The sequence below is a fragment of the Candidatus Borreliella tachyglossi genome (assembly GCF_003076595.1).
GTDB lineage: Bacteria > Spirochaetota > Spirochaetia > Borreliales > Borreliaceae > Borrelia > Borrelia tachyglossi.
Genome location: NZ_CP025785.1, coordinates 891,940 through 909,403, shown reverse-complemented (window position 1 = coordinate 909,403; position 17,464 = coordinate 891,940). Strand labels below are relative to the sequence as shown.

General features: G+C 29.8%; 15 protein-coding genes. 6 read left to right on the top strand and 9 right to left on the bottom strand.

What is annotated here, in order from left to right:
- Window positions 1–3: 3 nt before the first annotated feature.
- Genes CR532_RS04375 through sbcD form a run of 4 tightly spaced genes read right to left on the bottom strand, consistent with a single transcriptional unit; the run spans window position 4 to window position 5,686 of the window.
- Window positions 4–627, bottom strand: coding sequence for a copper homeostasis protein CutC (locus CR532_RS04375; RefSeq protein ID WP_108729574.1), 624 nt, complete (start codon window positions 625–627; stop codon window positions 4–6).
- Entirely contained in the window at window positions 627–1,565 is a 939-nt protein-coding gene (locus CR532_RS04370) for an ROK family protein (protein WP_108729573.1), read from the bottom strand. The genes CR532_RS04375 and CR532_RS04370 overlap by 1 nt, the downstream gene beginning before the upstream one ends.
- A 43-nt stretch (window positions 1,566–1,608) precedes the next feature.
- A complete protein-coding gene (locus CR532_RS04365; protein WP_108729646.1) occupies window positions 1,609–4,467 on the bottom strand; it encodes an AAA family ATPase in 2,859 nt (952 codons plus the stop codon).
- On the bottom strand, window positions 4,454–5,686 hold the full coding sequence (gene sbcD / locus CR532_RS04360; RefSeq protein WP_108729572.1) for an exonuclease subunit SbcD: 1,233 nt from the start codon (window positions 5,684–5,686) through the stop codon (window positions 4,454–4,456). The genes CR532_RS04365 and sbcD overlap by 14 nt, the downstream gene beginning before the upstream one ends.
- A gap of 74 nt (window positions 5,687–5,760) precedes the next feature.
- Between sbcD and topA the strand changes: the two genes are divergently transcribed.
- From topA to CR532_RS04335, 5 genes are all read left to right on the top strand, one after another.
- Window positions 5,761–8,298, top strand: coding sequence for a type I DNA topoisomerase (topA, locus tag CR532_RS04355; RefSeq protein ID WP_108729571.1), 2,538 nt, complete (start codon window positions 5,761–5,763; stop codon window positions 8,296–8,298).
- Window positions 8,299–8,301: 3 nt separating this feature from the next.
- On the top strand, window positions 8,302–10,809 hold the full coding sequence (locus tag CR532_RS04350; protein WP_108729570.1) for an ATP-dependent RNA helicase: 2,508 nt from the start codon (window positions 8,302–8,304) through the stop codon (window positions 10,807–10,809).
- A gap of 167 nt (window positions 10,810–10,976) precedes the next feature.
- Complete coding sequence (locus tag CR532_RS04345) at window positions 10,977–12,404, top strand: PTS transporter subunit EIIC (RefSeq protein ID WP_234416438.1); 1,428 nt, start codon at window positions 10,977–10,979, stop codon at window positions 12,402–12,404.
- An 84-nt stretch (window positions 12,405–12,488) separates the two neighbouring features.
- Window positions 12,489–13,001 (top strand): hypothetical protein, encoded by a 513-nt coding sequence (locus CR532_RS04340; protein WP_108729645.1) that lies wholly within the window; start codon window positions 12,489–12,491, stop codon window positions 12,999–13,001.
- Between the two features lie 133 nt (window positions 13,002–13,134).
- Window positions 13,135–13,806 carry a phosphodiester glycosidase family protein gene (locus CR532_RS04335; protein WP_234416430.1) on the top strand — a complete coding sequence of 224 codons (672 nt, stop codon included), beginning with the start codon at window positions 13,135–13,137 and terminating at the stop codon, window positions 13,804–13,806.
- Here CR532_RS04335 and CR532_RS04330 read toward each other — a convergent pair.
- Complete coding sequence (locus CR532_RS04330; RefSeq protein ID WP_108729567.1) at window positions 13,796–14,344, bottom strand: hypothetical protein; 549 nt, start codon at window positions 14,342–14,344, stop codon at window positions 13,796–13,798. The two genes, CR532_RS04335 and CR532_RS04330, sit on opposite strands and share 11 nt — an antisense overlap.
- Window positions 14,345–14,419: 75 nt before the next feature.
- Between CR532_RS04330 and CR532_RS04325 the strand changes: the two genes are divergently transcribed.
- Window positions 14,420–14,779, top strand: coding sequence for a hypothetical protein (locus CR532_RS04325; protein ID WP_108729566.1), 360 nt, complete (start codon window positions 14,420–14,422; stop codon window positions 14,777–14,779).
- A 164-nt stretch (window positions 14,780–14,943) separates the two neighbouring features.
- Here CR532_RS04325 and miaA read toward each other — a convergent pair whose 3' ends face one another.
- The 4 genes from miaA to CR532_RS04305 are packed head-to-tail and all read right to left on the bottom strand — an operon-like array spanning window position 14,944 to window position 17,457.
- The gene (miaA, locus tag CR532_RS04320; RefSeq protein WP_108729565.1) at window positions 14,944–15,846 is read right to left on the bottom strand and encodes a tRNA (adenosine(37)-N6)-dimethylallyltransferase MiaA; all 903 of its coding nucleotides are present in this window, start codon (window positions 15,844–15,846) and stop codon (window positions 14,944–14,946) included.
- Window positions 15,833–16,030, bottom strand: coding sequence for a DNA-directed RNA polymerase subunit omega (locus tag CR532_RS04315; RefSeq protein ID WP_108729564.1), 198 nt, complete (start codon window positions 16,028–16,030; stop codon window positions 15,833–15,835). The genes miaA and CR532_RS04315 overlap by 14 nt, the downstream gene beginning before the upstream one ends.
- A gap of 18 nt (window positions 16,031–16,048) precedes the next feature.
- Window positions 16,049–16,594 carry a (d)CMP kinase gene (gene cmk, locus CR532_RS04310; protein ID WP_108729563.1) on the bottom strand — a complete coding sequence of 182 codons (546 nt, stop codon included), beginning with the start codon at window positions 16,592–16,594 and terminating at the stop codon, window positions 16,049–16,051.
- Window positions 16,591–17,457, bottom strand: a complete 867-nt coding sequence (locus CR532_RS04305) for a YicC/YloC family endoribonuclease (protein WP_108729562.1) — start codon at window positions 17,455–17,457, stop codon at window positions 16,591–16,593. Before CR532_RS04305 ends, cmk begins: the two co-directional genes overlap by 4 nt.
- Between the last annotated feature and the right edge of the window lie 7 nt (window positions 17,458–17,464).

Below are 17,464 nucleotides of genomic sequence, written 5' to 3'. Positions count from 1 at the left end.
AAACTACAAACTTAAACCACCAACAATAAGTCTCCCATGATAAGCTTTGGCGCCTAAAATAGAATCAATACTATCAACATTGTCTTTACTTACCTTACCGGCAACAACAATTTCCAATTTCTCTCCAGCCATTAATATTAAGTCTTTCAATACCATAAGCGAATCCTTAGCTTCAAGTCCTCCTCCTGAAGTCAATATCCTATGAATACCAATCTCTGCAAGTCTTAATACAGAAGCCCTAATATCACAAGTGCTATCAATTGCCTTATGAAAAGTAGCCTTTAAAGGCTTAGTCAAACTTACTAATTCCTTAGTTCTAGCTATGTCAATCTCATTATTTTCCTCTAAAATCCCAAAAACAACACCTTCTACCCCAAGACTCTTGCAAACCTTAATATCTTCCTTCATAGCTTGAAATTCTAAATTAGAATATACGAAATTCCCACATCTTGGTCTAATCATTACAACAATAGGAATGTTCAGATTTTCCTTTAAAATTTTTATGGTGCCATAAGAAGGCGTAGTTCCTCCACAAACTATATTTTCACAAAGCTCAATCCTATTAGCACCAAGCTTAAAGGCATTTATAGCTTCTAGTATATTCAAAACACATGCCTCTTTTATCATCAAATACCTAAGCTGGATAGTAATTTATTTTCAGAAAAATAATGATATAATGCCCCAATTTTGCCAGAATCATTATTAAATTTAGTTGTCTCAAGTCTAACAAGCTTCCTTATATCATGCCCATAAATATCAGCCAATTCTAAAGACCATAAATTTTCCAATTTCTCATATACCTTACCTACTAAATCGGGTCTTGAACTTATTCCGCCTCCAATTAAAATTTTTTCAGGATTTAAAACAAAAGTTAAATTAAAAATTCCAAATGATAAAGTTTCAAAAAATCTTTCAACTTCATTCTTAGCATGGATATTGCCACTACTTGCAAGTTCAAAAACACGCTCCCCAGATACCTCCTCAAAAGGAACCTCTAAACGCCTCGCAACTCTCTTTCTTAAAGCGGCAACAGAAGCTATAGACTCCCATCTGCAGTCAAAAGGTATATTATTATCAAGTCCTCTAGTAATCATAAACCCAATCTCACCAGACATAAAAGAATATCCTCTTAAAAGTTTCCCATTCATAAATATTCCAGCGCCAATTCCTGTTCCAAGAGTTAAAGCAATAAAATCATTAGAATAAATAGCATTACCCTTAAATTTTTCTGCTAAAGCCACACAATTAGCATCATTCTCAATCTCAATATTCACCCCCGTTAAAGTTTCAAGCCTTTCCTTTAAAGGATAATTAACAAATCCCTTAATAGCATTAACTCTAATTACAATTCCTTCAGGATCAACAAATCCAGGCATGCAAATTGCAACGCCCCCAATATTCTCTTCTTTTTTATAAGAATTAATTATATCGACTAAAATCTCAACTTGTTCATCAGGAGTAGTACCAGACTTAACTTCATTCCTATCAAGAAAATTACCGCCACCATCTGAGAGAGAGTACTTAGTGCTAGTGCCTCCAACATCAATTGCTACATAGCGTACCATAAATTCTCCATATTTTAAAATATTAAATTAATTATACAAAAACCTATAAACTTTCTACAGTAATATTAGAAATTTTTGAAATTTTATTTATAATAATTTGTGATTTAATTTCTTCTTTTAAATAAGCAACGTGAGAAATTATACCAATCTGACGCCCATCAATACGCTGAAATTCAGCAATTTTTGGAATAACCATCTTCAAAGTATCCTCATCAAGGCTTCCAAAACCTTCGTCAAGAAAAAACGCCTCTATTTTAAGCTCACTATCTCGTATCATGTCTGAAAGCGCTAGAGAAAGTGACAAAGATACAAGAAACTTCTCACCTCCTGAAAGAGTTTTAACACTACGAGTAGTGTTACCATCTTTTTTATATTTAACTAAAAAATCAAAATCTTTGCTATCTGTATTAATTTCAAGCTCAAAATCGGGAAGGATGACACTTAAATACCTTTTATTTGACACACTTAAAATCTCGTCAATCAAAAAACTCTGAACATAATACTTCAAACTAGGAGAAGTGGCAACAACCTTCTTTATAATTTCCAGTTTTTCATTTCGCTCATTAACGCTACTTAATTCATTTTTAATATTCCTTAAATGACTCTCTTGTTTGAGAAGCTCTTTCTTCAGAGTCTGAAAGCCTGAAAAATTTGTCTCATAATTACTAATATCTCTGGACAAAGACTCAATCTGAGACATTAAATTAGATTTTAAATCTAAAAAATTATGTAAACTATCTTTACTAGGATCTAAAGGACCCAAGAATAGCCAACGTCTTTGTATATAAGAACTATCTTGAATTGACTCTCTTAAGTCGAAAAAACTAACATTCAAATTATCTCGTTCATCTTTAAAATCTGTTTTCAAAGCTGATATTGTTTGCACCATAAACTCAATTTGACTTTCAAGCTTAATTTTTGAACTGTTTATATTATTCAGCAGTAAATCTACTTTTAAATACTTACCTTCTATTTCCTTTTTAGTCTTTAAAAAACTCTCAAATTCTTTCTCCAATAAATTAGATCTAGCTAAATTCATATTTAAATTCATATCAGATAATAAAACCCTTATTTTATCTAGATTTTCTCTCATCTCTGCATCTTTTGAAACAATTTTAGACTTTGCTTTACTTGAATCTAATTTTAAAATTTTAGCTTCTTTAAATTTATTTTCAAAAATAAGAATCCTATCTTTATTAGAATAATCTATATATCTATTAAATAGATCTTTTCCAATTCTTTTTAAAATTTCTGCATTATTTCTATTAAAGTTGAAAACTTGACTTTCCCATTTGATTTTATTTTCCTTTCTATGAAAGATATCTGATCTAATAGTATCCAACCTAGATTGCAAACCTTGCAGTCTTGAATTGAGCTCCAAGAGATCATGTAGACTACTGATTCTTAATTTTTCCTTTCCTTGATGTTTATTATATGCAGCCTCAAGATACTGCAAATTTTCTATGTCTTGATTAACAGACTGGTTATTATTATTCAGATCTTCTAAAATTTCTTTATATAGCCCAATTTGAATATTAATACCGACATCTTGCAATGAATTACTATTATTTGTTTTTGATAACAACTCCAGTTCACTTCTATATTTACATATCAATTCTTCAGTAAAGCTTTTCAGTAATTTTAATGCCTCATAATAAATATATTTATCCAAATCAAATGTTGTTTCTTTTAAGGCAATACTCTTAAGCTCTACATTTTTTTTACTTTGCTCTATTAATAATTTTTCTATTTCGTCTTCCAATTGCCTATCTTCTAAAAGTAAACTATCATAAACTATCTCATCAAAATTCACCTCAGAAAAAAGAACATTTTCATAATACAATTCTTTGATATAATCAAAATCAAAATTGTTCAAATTGTCTACATCCAAATGCCCAAATTCTAATAAATCTTTCATAATAAGTGAATACTCGTGTAAAAGCCGTTCCTTATCATTGAGGAGTTCGCCTTGCCTTTTAATAAAATTATTCAAATCCAAAAATTCTTGAGAATTATAAAATTTAAGACTTTCCCCTAATTTTGTTCTATTCTCTTCCTGCAAAGAATACTCACGGTCTAAACTCTCTTTACTACTAAATTTAGAGGATAATTCCAATTTTAAATTATCTATCTTACACTCTATATCTAAATACTTCTGATTACTATTTATTATTTTCTCACAAATAGATATTTGCTTATAAACACTCTCAAGACTTTTCCTTGACTTTTCTATATCCGTCAAACCCAAAAAATCAGTTATTTCATTCAATTTTTGCTTATCAATATCAACTCTCTTTTGTTCTTCTGTTTCTAAAAACTCTAATTTTTCTTTATTTAATTTCGCAACTTCCAATTCCCTTTTTAAGAAAATTTCTATATCATCATACTTTTTCAAATTAAAGATATTGTCAATTATCGCTGTCTTACTTTTTGGTTTTGAAGTTAAAAACTCCTGGAAATGCCCTTGGGGTAAAATAACAGTCTGACAAAACTGTTCAAAATCCAGCCTGCAAAGACTCTTTATGTAAACTAAAACATCGTCCCGATTATCAATCAAACTATTATCACTCAAACACTTCAATACCATATTTTTAGGAGTTTCTTTTTGCTTTATGTTAAGCTCAATAAATGATTCATAAACCTTTCCAGCAACAGTAAAGGTAAGCCTAGCATAAGCACTATTCAAACCTTTCGAAATTGCATCTGAAACATTCTTATCAAGTCTATAAATTCGTGCATAAAGAGCAAGTGTTATGCAATCAAGAATTGTACTTTTACCAGATCCAGTATTTCCAGAAATTAAAAAAATTCCAGAATTTTTCAAAATAGAACCCTCAAAATCTATTTCATATTCTCCTTTATAAGAGGCAATATTCTTAAATATAAGCTTATTTATCCTCATATTTTCCTGTTCTTCCCTTAAGCAATACTTCTTCAAAAAGAGCAATAATTTCCTCTTCACTAAACTTATTGCCTCTCCTAAAACCATTCATAATATCTCTTCTTAATTTCTCTTGGAAAAAATACTTCTCATCTCTGCTTAAAACCTCATCTCTGCTAATCAACTCTCGTCTTCTACTTGAGGGATTCTCGTCTGAATTTAATAAATGATAGTAAATGTCAATTATATTGATTAAACTAGATTTTACTACATTATAAATTTGCTCTTCAAATTCAGCATCTATTCTTTCATTAAGCTCAATTTTTAAGTAACAAAGACAGGAAAGATCTCTCTTAATCTTATATAAATCATTTACAATCTCATTAAAAGAACCTTGTAGAAAGCGTAATTCACCAAATACAGGAATTAAAACCTTATCTTGAGAAACTAATTCACCGTCATCAAAAACCAAAATATTAATATATTTCCTAATATCCTCATCAAATGAATATTGGATTGGCGAACCTGAATAAACAATATTATCTTTCAATTTTTTAAAATCATGAATATGCCCAAGCGCAACATAAGAGAAACTATTCCCAAAAACACTAACAGGCAGAATAGAGCTATTTCCAATGCTATCAACAACCCTACGATTACAAAAAAAAGAATGTGCAATCAATATCCTAGGAATACCAATATATTTATCATCAATGGAATTAACAATATCCGATATTTTATCTCTATAAGCATTTTCAAGCTTACAAAGAAAGACATCATTATTAAGTCCTATATCTCCATAATCTTGATTTACAATAAGCCTTTCGTTGATGTGGGGAACACAAATAACAACAAATTTAACATCGCTATCGTCTTCTAAAAACACTACTTGCTCATCAAGTTCATCTTCAGTTACTAAAAAAATATTAAACTTGGAGAATATTTTTTTATTAATGCTAAAATAATCTTTTTTATCATGATTCCCAGCAATAACTACGCACCATCTGCAAGAAGTAAAAGATAATTCATAAAAAAAATCATTTATTAACTTTTGCTCTTCAAGTCCCGGTCTCTTTGAGTCATAAACATCACCAGCAATAAGTAAAAGATCAATTTTCTGAAGCCTAATAAATTCTAATAGAAAAGTTAAAAATTTCTGTTGCTCACCAAGCCGAGAAAAATACCCAATCTTTTTCCCAATATGCCAATCAGACGTATGTAAAACCCTATAGTTACTCATCAAGATCATAATTATTTTTATTAAAAATTACAATAATTTTACATTATGTTATATTATATACATATAAGGGAATTATGCAACAAGAAAAATTAATCATAGTAGAATCACCTACAAAAGCAACAACAATAAAGAAATATCTTGATGGCTCATTTTTAGTGGAAGCGTGTATAGGGCATATAAGAGATTTACCAAATAGTGCTAAGGAAATACCTGAGGAGTATAAAAAATTTGAATGGGCAAATATCTCTATAGATTATAACCATGATTTTAAGCCTCTGTACATCATCCCAAGCAACAAGATTATAGTGATTGAAAAACTTAAAAATCTTATTAAGGGAAAACATGAAATATATCTCGCAACTGACCAAGATAGAGAAGGAGAAACAATCGCATTTCATCTAAAAGAAGTTTTACAAATTAAAAATTATAAAAGAATGGTATTTCATGAAATTACAAAAAGTGCAATAGCTGATTCACTTGAACATACAAGAAAAATCGATATGAATCTTGTTAATGCCGGTGAAGCTAGAAGAATGTTAGATAGGCTTTATGGATATACTATATCTCCCCTACTTTGGAAAAAAATTGCTTATGGACTCTCTGCCGGCAGAGTACAATCTGTTGGACTTAAACTAATCATAGAAAAGGAAATGACAAGAGTAAATTTCAAGAAAGCTTATTATTACTCAATCACACTTGGATGCAAACATAGTAAAAATGATCTACAGATTGAAACAAAACTAGAAAAGATTGAGAATAAAAATGTAGCTGAGAGCAAAGATTTCGTAAATGATACAGGTGAACTACAAGATCCTGATAGTACAGTCATAATAAACAAGACATTAATGCATACCCTCGAGCAGGAGTTAGAGCGGGCAAAAGAAATAGAGGTAATCTTAATTGAGAGTAAAAAGATACAGCAAGCCCCTCCTAAACCATTCATTACATCTTCACTACAACAAGACGTGAACAGACGACTAAAAATAGGTACAAAGCAAATTATGAGTTATGCACAAAAACTATATGAGAGTGGATACATAACTTATATGAGAACAGACTCTCATAGCATTGCAAAAAGTGCAAGAGAAAAAATAAAAGCTATTATCAAACAAAAATATGGCGAAGAATATGTAGAAATGAATGATAGAATATATGCTAAAGCAAAAATGGCTCAAGATGCTCACGAAGCTATAAGACCTTCTGAAACGTTTACTCCTCCTGAGAGGATAAAAACAGAAAGCGAAACTGCCAGAGAAATATATAAAATCATATGGGACAGAACTATTGAATCAGCAATGAAAGATGCCATAAAAGAAGTTATCAAAATAACATTTAAATATAAAAATTTAACTTTTAAATCAAGTTTTACAAAAATAATTTTTGATGGCTTTCTCAAAAATAGTAGAGAACCTTATGAAAACAGTGTCATAGACTTTTCTTTAATAAAACAAGGTGACAAATTTATCATATTGAATATAAAGCCAGAAGAACATGAAACAAAGCCCCCATTTAGATATACAGAAGCATCCCTTGTACAAAAGCTTGAAAAAGAAGGGATAGGACGTCCTTCAACTTATTCTACTATCATCTCAACACTCTTTGAGAGAGAATATGTATTTAAACAAAATAATGCACTAATACCAACAATAAAAGGAGCAGCTGTTATACAGCTCTTAGAAAAATATTTTCCAGTACTAATTGACCTCAAGTTCACATCCCACATGGAAGAAAACTTAGATAAAATCGCAATAGGCAAGTTAGACAAAATAAAATACTTAAGTAAGTTCTACAATGGAGAAGAGGGCCTCAGAAATACAATAAATAGAATAGAACCCATTATTAGTCCAGGAGAATTTAGAACCGTTTATGAGTACAAGAATGTCAAGGGATTTAGTTATGCAATAAACATTGGAAAATTTGGCCCTTATTTAATTTCTAATGGAAATAATTATTCGATTAATGTAATAACTCCACTAGAGAGCTTATATAAAGAAGATGAAATAAAAAAAATGATAGCAGAAAAAGATGCAAAGCCCAATATACTAGGTGTTGACCCATTAACAGGACTTAATGTAGTATACAAAAATTCAAAATACGGAGGTCTTATCCAACTTGGCGAGGATACTCATGCGCCACAAGAATTTACAAAGACTGGAAAACCCAAAAAACCTAAAATAATAAGAGCAAAAAAAGTTTCAATCAAAAACATAGAATATGAAAACATCAACTTAGAATTTGCACTCAAACTACTATCACTACCAAAAGTAGTTGGCGAATATCCAAAAACCAATGAAAAAATAATTGCTACAACGGGAATTTTTGGGGACTATATTAAAACTGAAAATGACAGCATAATATGCCCACTAAAAAAAGACATAAAAGCATATGAAATAACACTAGAAGAATCAATCAAAATTTTAGACGCAAAATTAGAAAAAAACGGAATTATTGTCAAAACAATACCTTTATTAAAAAATAAAGTTGGCAATAAAATATATGTTTACAAACAAAATGATAAATTCTATGCTAAAATTAAGAGAAAAAAAGTTGACTTACCTGATGATATTGACCTTAGCCAGATAGATGCAACTTATGTTTTTGGACTAATGTAAAATATGAATGATTTTGAACTTCCTATTTATAGATACAGAGATGAATTAATTGAAAACTTAAAGTCAAATAGCGTTTTAATAGTGGAAAGTCCAACTGGCAGTGGAAAAACCACACAAATACCAAGAATAATATATGAATCAGGGTTTGCAAGACTTGGCAAAATTGGTGTAACACAGCCAAGAAGAATAGCTACCGTATCGATAGCAGAATATATTGCTAAGCATCTTGGCGTACACCTTGGAGACGAGGTAGGCTATAAAATAAGATTTCAAGAGATTACAAGCTTTAAAACTAAAATTAAGATAATGACTGATGGTGTGCTTTTGCAAGAGCTCAAAAAAGACACTTTGCTTTATGAATATGATATAATCATAATAGATGAAGCTCATGAAAGAAGTTTAAACATAGATTTTATACTAGGTCTTATTAAGGATATACTAAATAAAAGAGATGATTTTAAAGTTATAATTTCATCTGCCACAATAAATACACAAGTGTTTTCAAAATACTTTAACAATGCCCCAATACTTAAAATAGAAGCAATTACTTATCCGGTACAAATAATTTACAATCCACCACTACTCAATACATCAAAGGGAATGATATTAAAAATAAAAGAAATAATTAGTAGTATAATCAAAGAAAAAAAAGAAGGTGATATTCTCATATTTTTATCTGGCGAAAGAGAAATAAAAGAAACAATCAAAGAAATTTATGAATTAAATTCCAAGAAAGATTTGATTATATTACCTTTATATGGCCGGATGGCAAAAGAATCTCAAGAACAAATATTTATGCCTACACCTAAAAATAAAAGAAAAATTATAGTATCAACTAATATTGCAGAAACTTCCATTACCATTGAAAATATCAAAATAGTCATTGATAGTGGAAAGGTAAAAACAAATAAATTCCAAATGAAAACACACACTTACTCACTTCAAGAAGTACCAATTTCAAAATCATCCGCAACACAAAGAGCAGGAAGAGCAGGGAGACTTTCAAAGGGGACATGTTACAGATTGTATAAAAGAGACGAATATCAACTACGAGACGAATTCCAAAAGGAAGAAATATACAGGACAGATCTCTCTGAAGTTATACTAAGAATGGCAGATATTGGAATTAGAAATTTTACAAAGTTTGACTTTATTTCAAGACCCTCAATTAAATCTATCCAAACAGCAAGTACTATATTAAAAACTCTAGATGCAATAAATGAAAAGAATGAACTTACAGAAATTGGGAAATATATGATAATATTCCCCCTAATACCTATACATTCAAGAGCTTTAGTTGAAGCAATGCTAAACTATCAGCAAGCAATATACCCAACTACAATTGGCCTCTCATTTTTATCCACAAGTGGTGTTTTTTTATTGCCTCAAAACGAAGAAATAGAAGCTAGACAATCCCATATGAAATATAAAAATCCACTAGGGGATTTAATAGGATTTATTAAAATATTTGAAGATTTCAAAAACGCTATTAACAAAGAAGCCTTCGCTAAAGAGAACTATTTAGACTTACAAGGCCTTGAGGAAATTACTAATGTACAAAGACAACTTGAAAACATTGTAAGTAGCTTTAACATTCCAATAGTACATAAATCTGCAATTGACAACGAAGGCTATTTAAAATCTATCATGAGAGGCATGAAAGATTATATTTGCTTTAAAACCTCAAGAAATAAATATAAAACAATAAAAGCCCAAAATATAGTAATACATCCAGGATCACTTATCAATACAGAATCTGTAAAATACTTTGTTGCAGGCGAAATAATAGAGACAACTAAAAGATATGCTAGGTCAATTGGTGTGCTTAAAAGAGAATGGATCAATGATATTGGATTTGAAGAAAAAGGAAATACACAAAAAAAACCTGCCAAAGAAAATAAAGAACTAAATAAACCCCATAAAGAGACTCACAAAGCTACAAGAAAAAAAGATAAAAACCTTTTATTAGACAATGAAATAACTATTGGAAAAAAGAAATTCAATATTCAAAATGAAAACAACAATTCATATATAACGCTTAGCTTAAAAGATGCTAGGGAATTAACCTTAGTGAGTCTTAAAAGCTCAGAAGAGCAAGCAATAAAAAGAATTCATGCAAAATTAACATATGAAAATTTAACAATATTTAAAAACAAAAAATTAATAGAAATAATGCGCATAGTGAATAATATGGAATCAGACTGGACTCTCGTGGAAAAATACGAAAATTCGAATATCAATATTAACGAAATTGATAAAATCAGAAATATTTTAGAATGCACTATGCATTTTGTTAAGCATCCAAATAAAAATTCCGTCTTCTTTTTATCACTTAGGAGTGATTACTCTGATAACTTTTGGCTAAAGCCTCAAAAAAGTTTTGTCATAGCAATTGAAGATTCGATGGATAGCCTAAAAAGCTTAATTGACAATCAAAACATAATTAATAAACTTACTGCTATTAAAAAAACAATAAATAAAATTTATAAAAAATTAAATTTCTTTTTCTAAAAAGAAATCCAACGTTTATAAATTCCATCCAATATTTCAAAAATAAATTATTAATCATTATAAAAATATAATTAAAATGTTGAAATTTTAACTAGTTATCATACTTAAAATTAAAGTAAACTTTAACTAACTAATATAAAAGTAATGGAGGAATCATGAAAAATGTAATGAAAAATTTGCAAAATCTGGGAAAAGCCGTTCAAACTCCTGCAGCCGTATTGCCAATTGCTGGACTTTTACTTGGATTTGGATACTTAATCATAGAAGCTACAGACCCCTCTGGAATGCTGAGACAACTTGGAAAATTAATGGAACAATCAGGTGGTGCTATTCTTGGGAACTTGCCAATACTATTTGCAATTGGAACTGGAATGGGGTTATCTAAAAGCAATAAGGCGGCAGCAGCTCTCGGAGGAGCAGTGGGCTATCTAATTTTAAATGCAGGACTATCTACATTTACGATAACAATTAACGAAAAAGTAGAGCCTGTTAATATGTCCGTCTTGGGAGGTATTATTGTAGGAATAACTTCGGCTATGCTTAGTGACAGAGTAGTAGGCTGGAAAATACCACAATTTTTAGGATTTTTCTCCGGACAAAGACTGGTACCAATAATGAATGGAATACTGTCTGTAGTACTTGCCGTAACATTTGGTTTCCTATGGGCACCACTACAAATCGCTATTAACCAAGTTGGTAACTGGATGGTAGAAGCTGGACATTTAGGGTTATTTGTATTTGGTTTCTTAAATAGGCTCCTTATAATAACAGGCCTACACCAGCTCTTAAATACTTTAGTTTACTTTGTATTCGGAGACTACACCACACCTGACGGAAGTATAGTTCAAGGAGAAATTACAAGATATTTAAATGGAGACCCAAGCGCTGGAACATTCACAGCTGGAATGTATCCAATGATGCTATTTGGACTGCCAGGTGCGGCTATTGCAATGTACCTAACATCTAGAAAAGAGAAAAGAGAAGAAGTAGGTGGTCTTTTATTCTCAGCATCACTTACTGCATTTTTGACAGGAATTACAGAACCAATAGAATACACATTCATGTTAATAGCACCTTTCCTTTACCTAATACATGCTATCCTAACCGGTATATCATTAATCATTACTAATATATTTGGAGTACACATAGCGTTTGCACTATCAGCAGGAGTAATAGATTACTTTTTAATGTTTCCAAAATCAACTAACGCATTGCTAATATTCCCAATAGGACTTGGAATTGGAGCTACTTACTTCATTATTTTCATAACACTAATCAAAATATTTAAAATCAAAACACCAGGTCGTGAAGACGCTACTGGAGAGCAATTAATCTCTAAGGATATCTCTAATATTTCTGAAAAGGAAGCTTTTGAGGCAGTCATTGAAGCCCTTGGAGGGTTGCACAATATAAAAACTGTTGATGCATGTTTTACAAGACTTCGAGTAGATGTAGAGGATGGCAAATTAGTAAACAAAGATTTAATGAAAAGTCTTGGTGCAAGCGGAACAATCATCGCATCGGGCAATCAAGCTCAAGCAATATTCGGAGCGAAATCCGAACATATTGCAAATTATATAAAATCAAAAATTTAAACAGCAAAGAATAAGAAGGAAAAATTTTACCTCTTCCTTCTTATTTTTATTGAAAATAAATACATGATTTACAATAATATCATCATGAACGAAATATCGCTTACAATATTACTAACCTTGTTAGTAATATTCCCTCTTGAGTTATTACACAGTACAGAAAAAGAAAAGCTTGAAAAACTTAATAAGCTATACATGCTATACGACCTAAACAATAATTTACCCAAAGAATTTGAAACAATAAATGAAATCAAAAATCTAAACTTAGAACACTATTATTTACTCATGGCTAAATATTTACTTAAAATAAAGAAATATAAGGAAGCTAATAATTGTTTAGCAAAAATGAAAGGAACTCAGGATAAAAATACAAAAAATGAAGTTTTGCTATTAAAACTCATAATCAATGAAGACAAAATAAGTGAAGAGGAAATAAATGATATTTTAAAAAGACATAAAGAGTTAGATGTAAAAATAATTTATCAAATATATAATATTACAAGAGTAAAAAATAACAAAATCTCTTTAAAGATTAAAAATATAATTTTAAAAAACTACCCTAAAAGCATTTATTCTTATAAAATAAAAAGAAATGAATAAATACTTCTCCTACTTAAATAAATACTTCTCCTACTTAACAATATTGATTTTAACGTTAGGTGCCTTATCAGCATCAAGATTACTCAATTCAAAAGAAGAGAGATCTCAATATGAAATCATTCAGGGCTCTTTTATGGAAAGTAATTATGTCATGCTCAAGATTAAAAACAAAAATTTAGAATTCATAATATCAAAGCCTATTTATGATAAAGCAACAAATAAGCATTACTTCGAAGGTCAAACAACAAGTCAATTTTTAATTTCTAACGAAGTGGATATTGCTATTAATACTAGCCCATATGGGATTAAAAACAACATGTTCTATCCTCGTGGTCTATACATATATGATAAAAAAATCATCTTCAATGAAAGAAAAGATTATGGTGCAATTATCATCAAAAACAATGAAATAATATTAAACCCTAAAGACGACGAGATAAAAAATTCAGAATATGGCTTTAGTGGCTTTTTTCCTTTAATCAAGAATGGAAAATATATTAAAAATTTTAAAGAAAATAAACATCCAAGAACAATCATAGGTACCGATAAAGGCAATAGTTACTTATACCTCATAACAGTCGAGGGAAGAGGTACTAACAATAGCAAAGGAATCTCCTTAAATGAGGCAATAGACCTATCGCTCAGCTACGGCATAATCAACTCTATTAACCTAGATGGAGGTGGCTCAAGTACACTTGTAGTCAAATCAAACAGTTCCCCCTATAAACTTAATACCACATCTAATCTTTTTGGAAAAGAAAGAATAATCCCTTTTCACTTAGGAATAAAATTACCTAATCAATAAACTTCCAACCAATGTTAATTCCAAGCGTAATTTCGGTTGTTAAAGAAGAAAAGTTACCTACGAAAGCAGATGTCGGTGAAATTGAAAGCATCAATAAAGGTCTCAGATAAAGTCCCTTAATCTCAGGTATAAAAAGATCTGCAGCAAGTCCCAAAGATATAAAAAATAGATTTCGTTTTTCAGGACTTAGATCAATTGTATATTTAGCCCCCAAAAGGGGAAATAATAGTCTAACATATTCTTTAAAAACAATCGGATAAATCCCATAAAGTCCAAAAGAAAAATATTTACTATTATGAGTCGATATAAAAGCATCCTTATAAGACATGTCAAAAATAACATAATTAGCATCAAAGAATAAATTTAGATTTATTCCATTATCTACTCTATTAGAATTATGTTTAAATTCATTTATATCACTTTTGCCCGTATAATTAGTAAATTGATAAGATAATCCTCCTCCAAAGAATAATGGATATGAAAATACTAAATCATTCGAAACCAAAAACAAAAAAAACAAAAAAATATACCTTTTCATTGACAATCCTTAAACTTTCTAAAAAAATATTATATTATTATATATCAAGTAAATTATATAAGAATTAAGGAAATTATGAAAATAAAATTATTATACTTAATCTCCATAATGCTATTAACGTGTAGCAAGAGATCGGAAATTTCCTTAATAGAAAAATTTAACTTACCAAAAAGTAGCATCTTGGGATTTTCAAAAAAAGTAGGAATAGTCACAAAGAACTATGCTATTTTAAATAATGAAATTAAAAACCCCAACTCTAATTACGATTATCTAGCACTAATTAGAAAGGATGAAATAGTAAAAATTGAAAAAATACTGCAAAAGACAGTAAAACATGGACTTAAAGGTACATGGATACTAGTAAACTATAAAGATCAATCGGGCTATATTTTTAGTCAAGACATAAACATAATAGACAATATAATAATTGAATAAATTGCCTATTGTTAAATGTTAGCTAGATAAAACCTAACTAACATTTTAAATATTATTTATTCTTCTTTTTGTGTCTATTCTTTCTTCGCTTTTTTTTTCTTTTATGAGTAGATATTTTCTTTAATTTTCTCTTTCTTCCACAAGGCACCCCTTATCTCTCCTTATTAACCAAAAATTAAACTCAAAATTTCCCCTAAATCATCATCTGGATGAAACCATAAAACATTAGGAATTTTATCGAAAAAAGCCATTTGTCTTTTTACATATAAAAATGAATTCTTATTTATCAAGCTTATTATATCATTTAACATACAATAAGGTCTACTCTTCCATAATAAAAATTCACGATACCCTATTCCCTTAAAAGCCGGAGTGGTTTCATCATATCCTTTTGCTAATAACCTCTTAATCTCTTCAAGCAACCCGTAATCAATCATATTCTTAACTCTAGCTATTATTCTAACTTTCATCTCCTCCATAGGTCTTCTTAAACCAATAGATAAGACGTTTTCAAGCATCTGACCTCTTCCCAAAAACTGACTAATTGGAATACATGTTTGATAATAAACTTCAAGGGATCTTTTAATCCTATAAATGTCATTTTTACTTATTGACTCATATCTCTTAAAGTCAACTCTTTTAAGCTCCTCTAACAGATAATTTTTTCCCCTCATATTTAAAAGATTGTCTACATAATTCCTTATTTCAGACGTAATAGCTGGCGTACTGGGCATTCCATATTGTAAATGTTTAAAATAAAAAGCGGATCCTCCTACAAATATAGGTATTTTCATATGTTCTCTTAAATTATCTATGATTCTCCATGCTTCCTTATAAAAAACTCCAAGAGTATATTCTTCAGTTGGTGCCAAAAAATCTACTAAATGGTGCTTGATATGAGCCTGTAACTCCCTACTAGGTTTACAAGAAGCAATATCAAATTCTTTATATACTTGAACAGAATCAACATTAATTATCTCAGCTACACCTTTAGGAAAATTAAATAAAATATCACTCTTACCTACAGCCGTAGGTCCAAATATAAAAACTATTTTATCTTTCTTCAATTGAATATGTGAATTTACCTGTTAATATATCATTAAAAGCTTCGCCAACTACCTTCTCATCAGAAATAGCATGCTCTGCTAAAGAAATCTTATCAATAATCTGATCTGTGCGAATTATTACTGCCATAACAAGTTCATAATAATTACCATCAAAATCTTGTATTTTTTCTAAAGGCATCCTCATCCCTTAAACCTCCTTATTTCATTTATTTAACCTATATAAACCCCTCTTCCCTAGTTCACTTTTGATTAAATCAAAAACTCTATTCGCAGACCTATCGGTTGTATCAACTATTAAGTCAGCTACATCCAAATAATTATCAACATTTATATTATACGCAGATAAATATCTCTTTGAATCATGAGAATCCCTATTAAAAGTAGTGCTTAGAATATCAGAATACATACCACCTTCTCTACTTATTATTCTTTCAGCTCTAACTTCTATTTTAGCATAAAGATATATCTTGAAATCAGCATTCTTTGAAAGCCAAATTGCAAGACGAGACGCCAGAACTGTATTATCCTCCTTTGAAAACTCTAATAACTTATTATCAAGATATTCATCCCAATAATAATCATTTCTACCTATTATCTCCTTCTCATAAAATGTATCAAAAGGTATATTCTTCTCTCGAGCAATATCATGGAAAGTATAATTGATAAGCTTTAGACCATAATACTTTGCAAGCATTTCACTAATGGTTGTATTTCCACAACCACTCTTACTAGAAACAGCTATCCTCATTCAATATTCCTTACCTGTTCTTTTATTTTCTCTAAATTCAATTTCATGTTTAAAACTAAATTTCTAACGTCAAGATCAATTGCTTTGTTGCTCATTGTTGTAATTTCTCTATGCATTTCCTGAGTAAGAAACTCCAATATCTTACCACATACCTCACTCTTTATGCTTTTATAAAAATTACCTATATGTGAATATAATCTCACTATTTCCTCATTAATGTCTAATCGGATTGACATTTTAGCAGCCTCTTCTGCAATATTAATATTATTAACATCATCCAATAACTTAAGTAGATTTTCCTTTAAAGTCACAAATAGTTTAGTATTTATGCTATTCTGGGATTTTTTTAAACATTCTAAATCTTCCTGTATTAAAGCAAGAATCGAAACGATATCTTGCTTTGTATTCTCACCCTCAAAAATTCTGCTCTTATCATAACTTAATAAAGTTTCTTCTAAAACCCCCTTAAAAGTACTATAAATCATCCCCTGATTTCCATCATCCTCATTAATAACTAAAGCTCCCTTTAAAGACAAAAAATCACCAAGACTTATTTCATCCTTAATATTTAAGTTACTATGCAATAATTTATCTCTAAGTCGAGCAATAGCCTCAACATAGTTAGGATTTAAATTAAAATCGATATTTGGAACTATTTCCTTGTATCCTACACTTAAGAAAACATTACCCCTACTAATATAGCTTGAAATAAGATTTTTTATCTCAAGCTCATAAGGATATAAAACCTCAGGCAATTTAAATTTAAATTCTAAAAATTTACCATTATAAGATTTCAAATTAATACTAAACATATAATTTGCAACAATTTTTTCCAAATGAAAAAATCCTGTCATGCTTTTCATTAAAAGT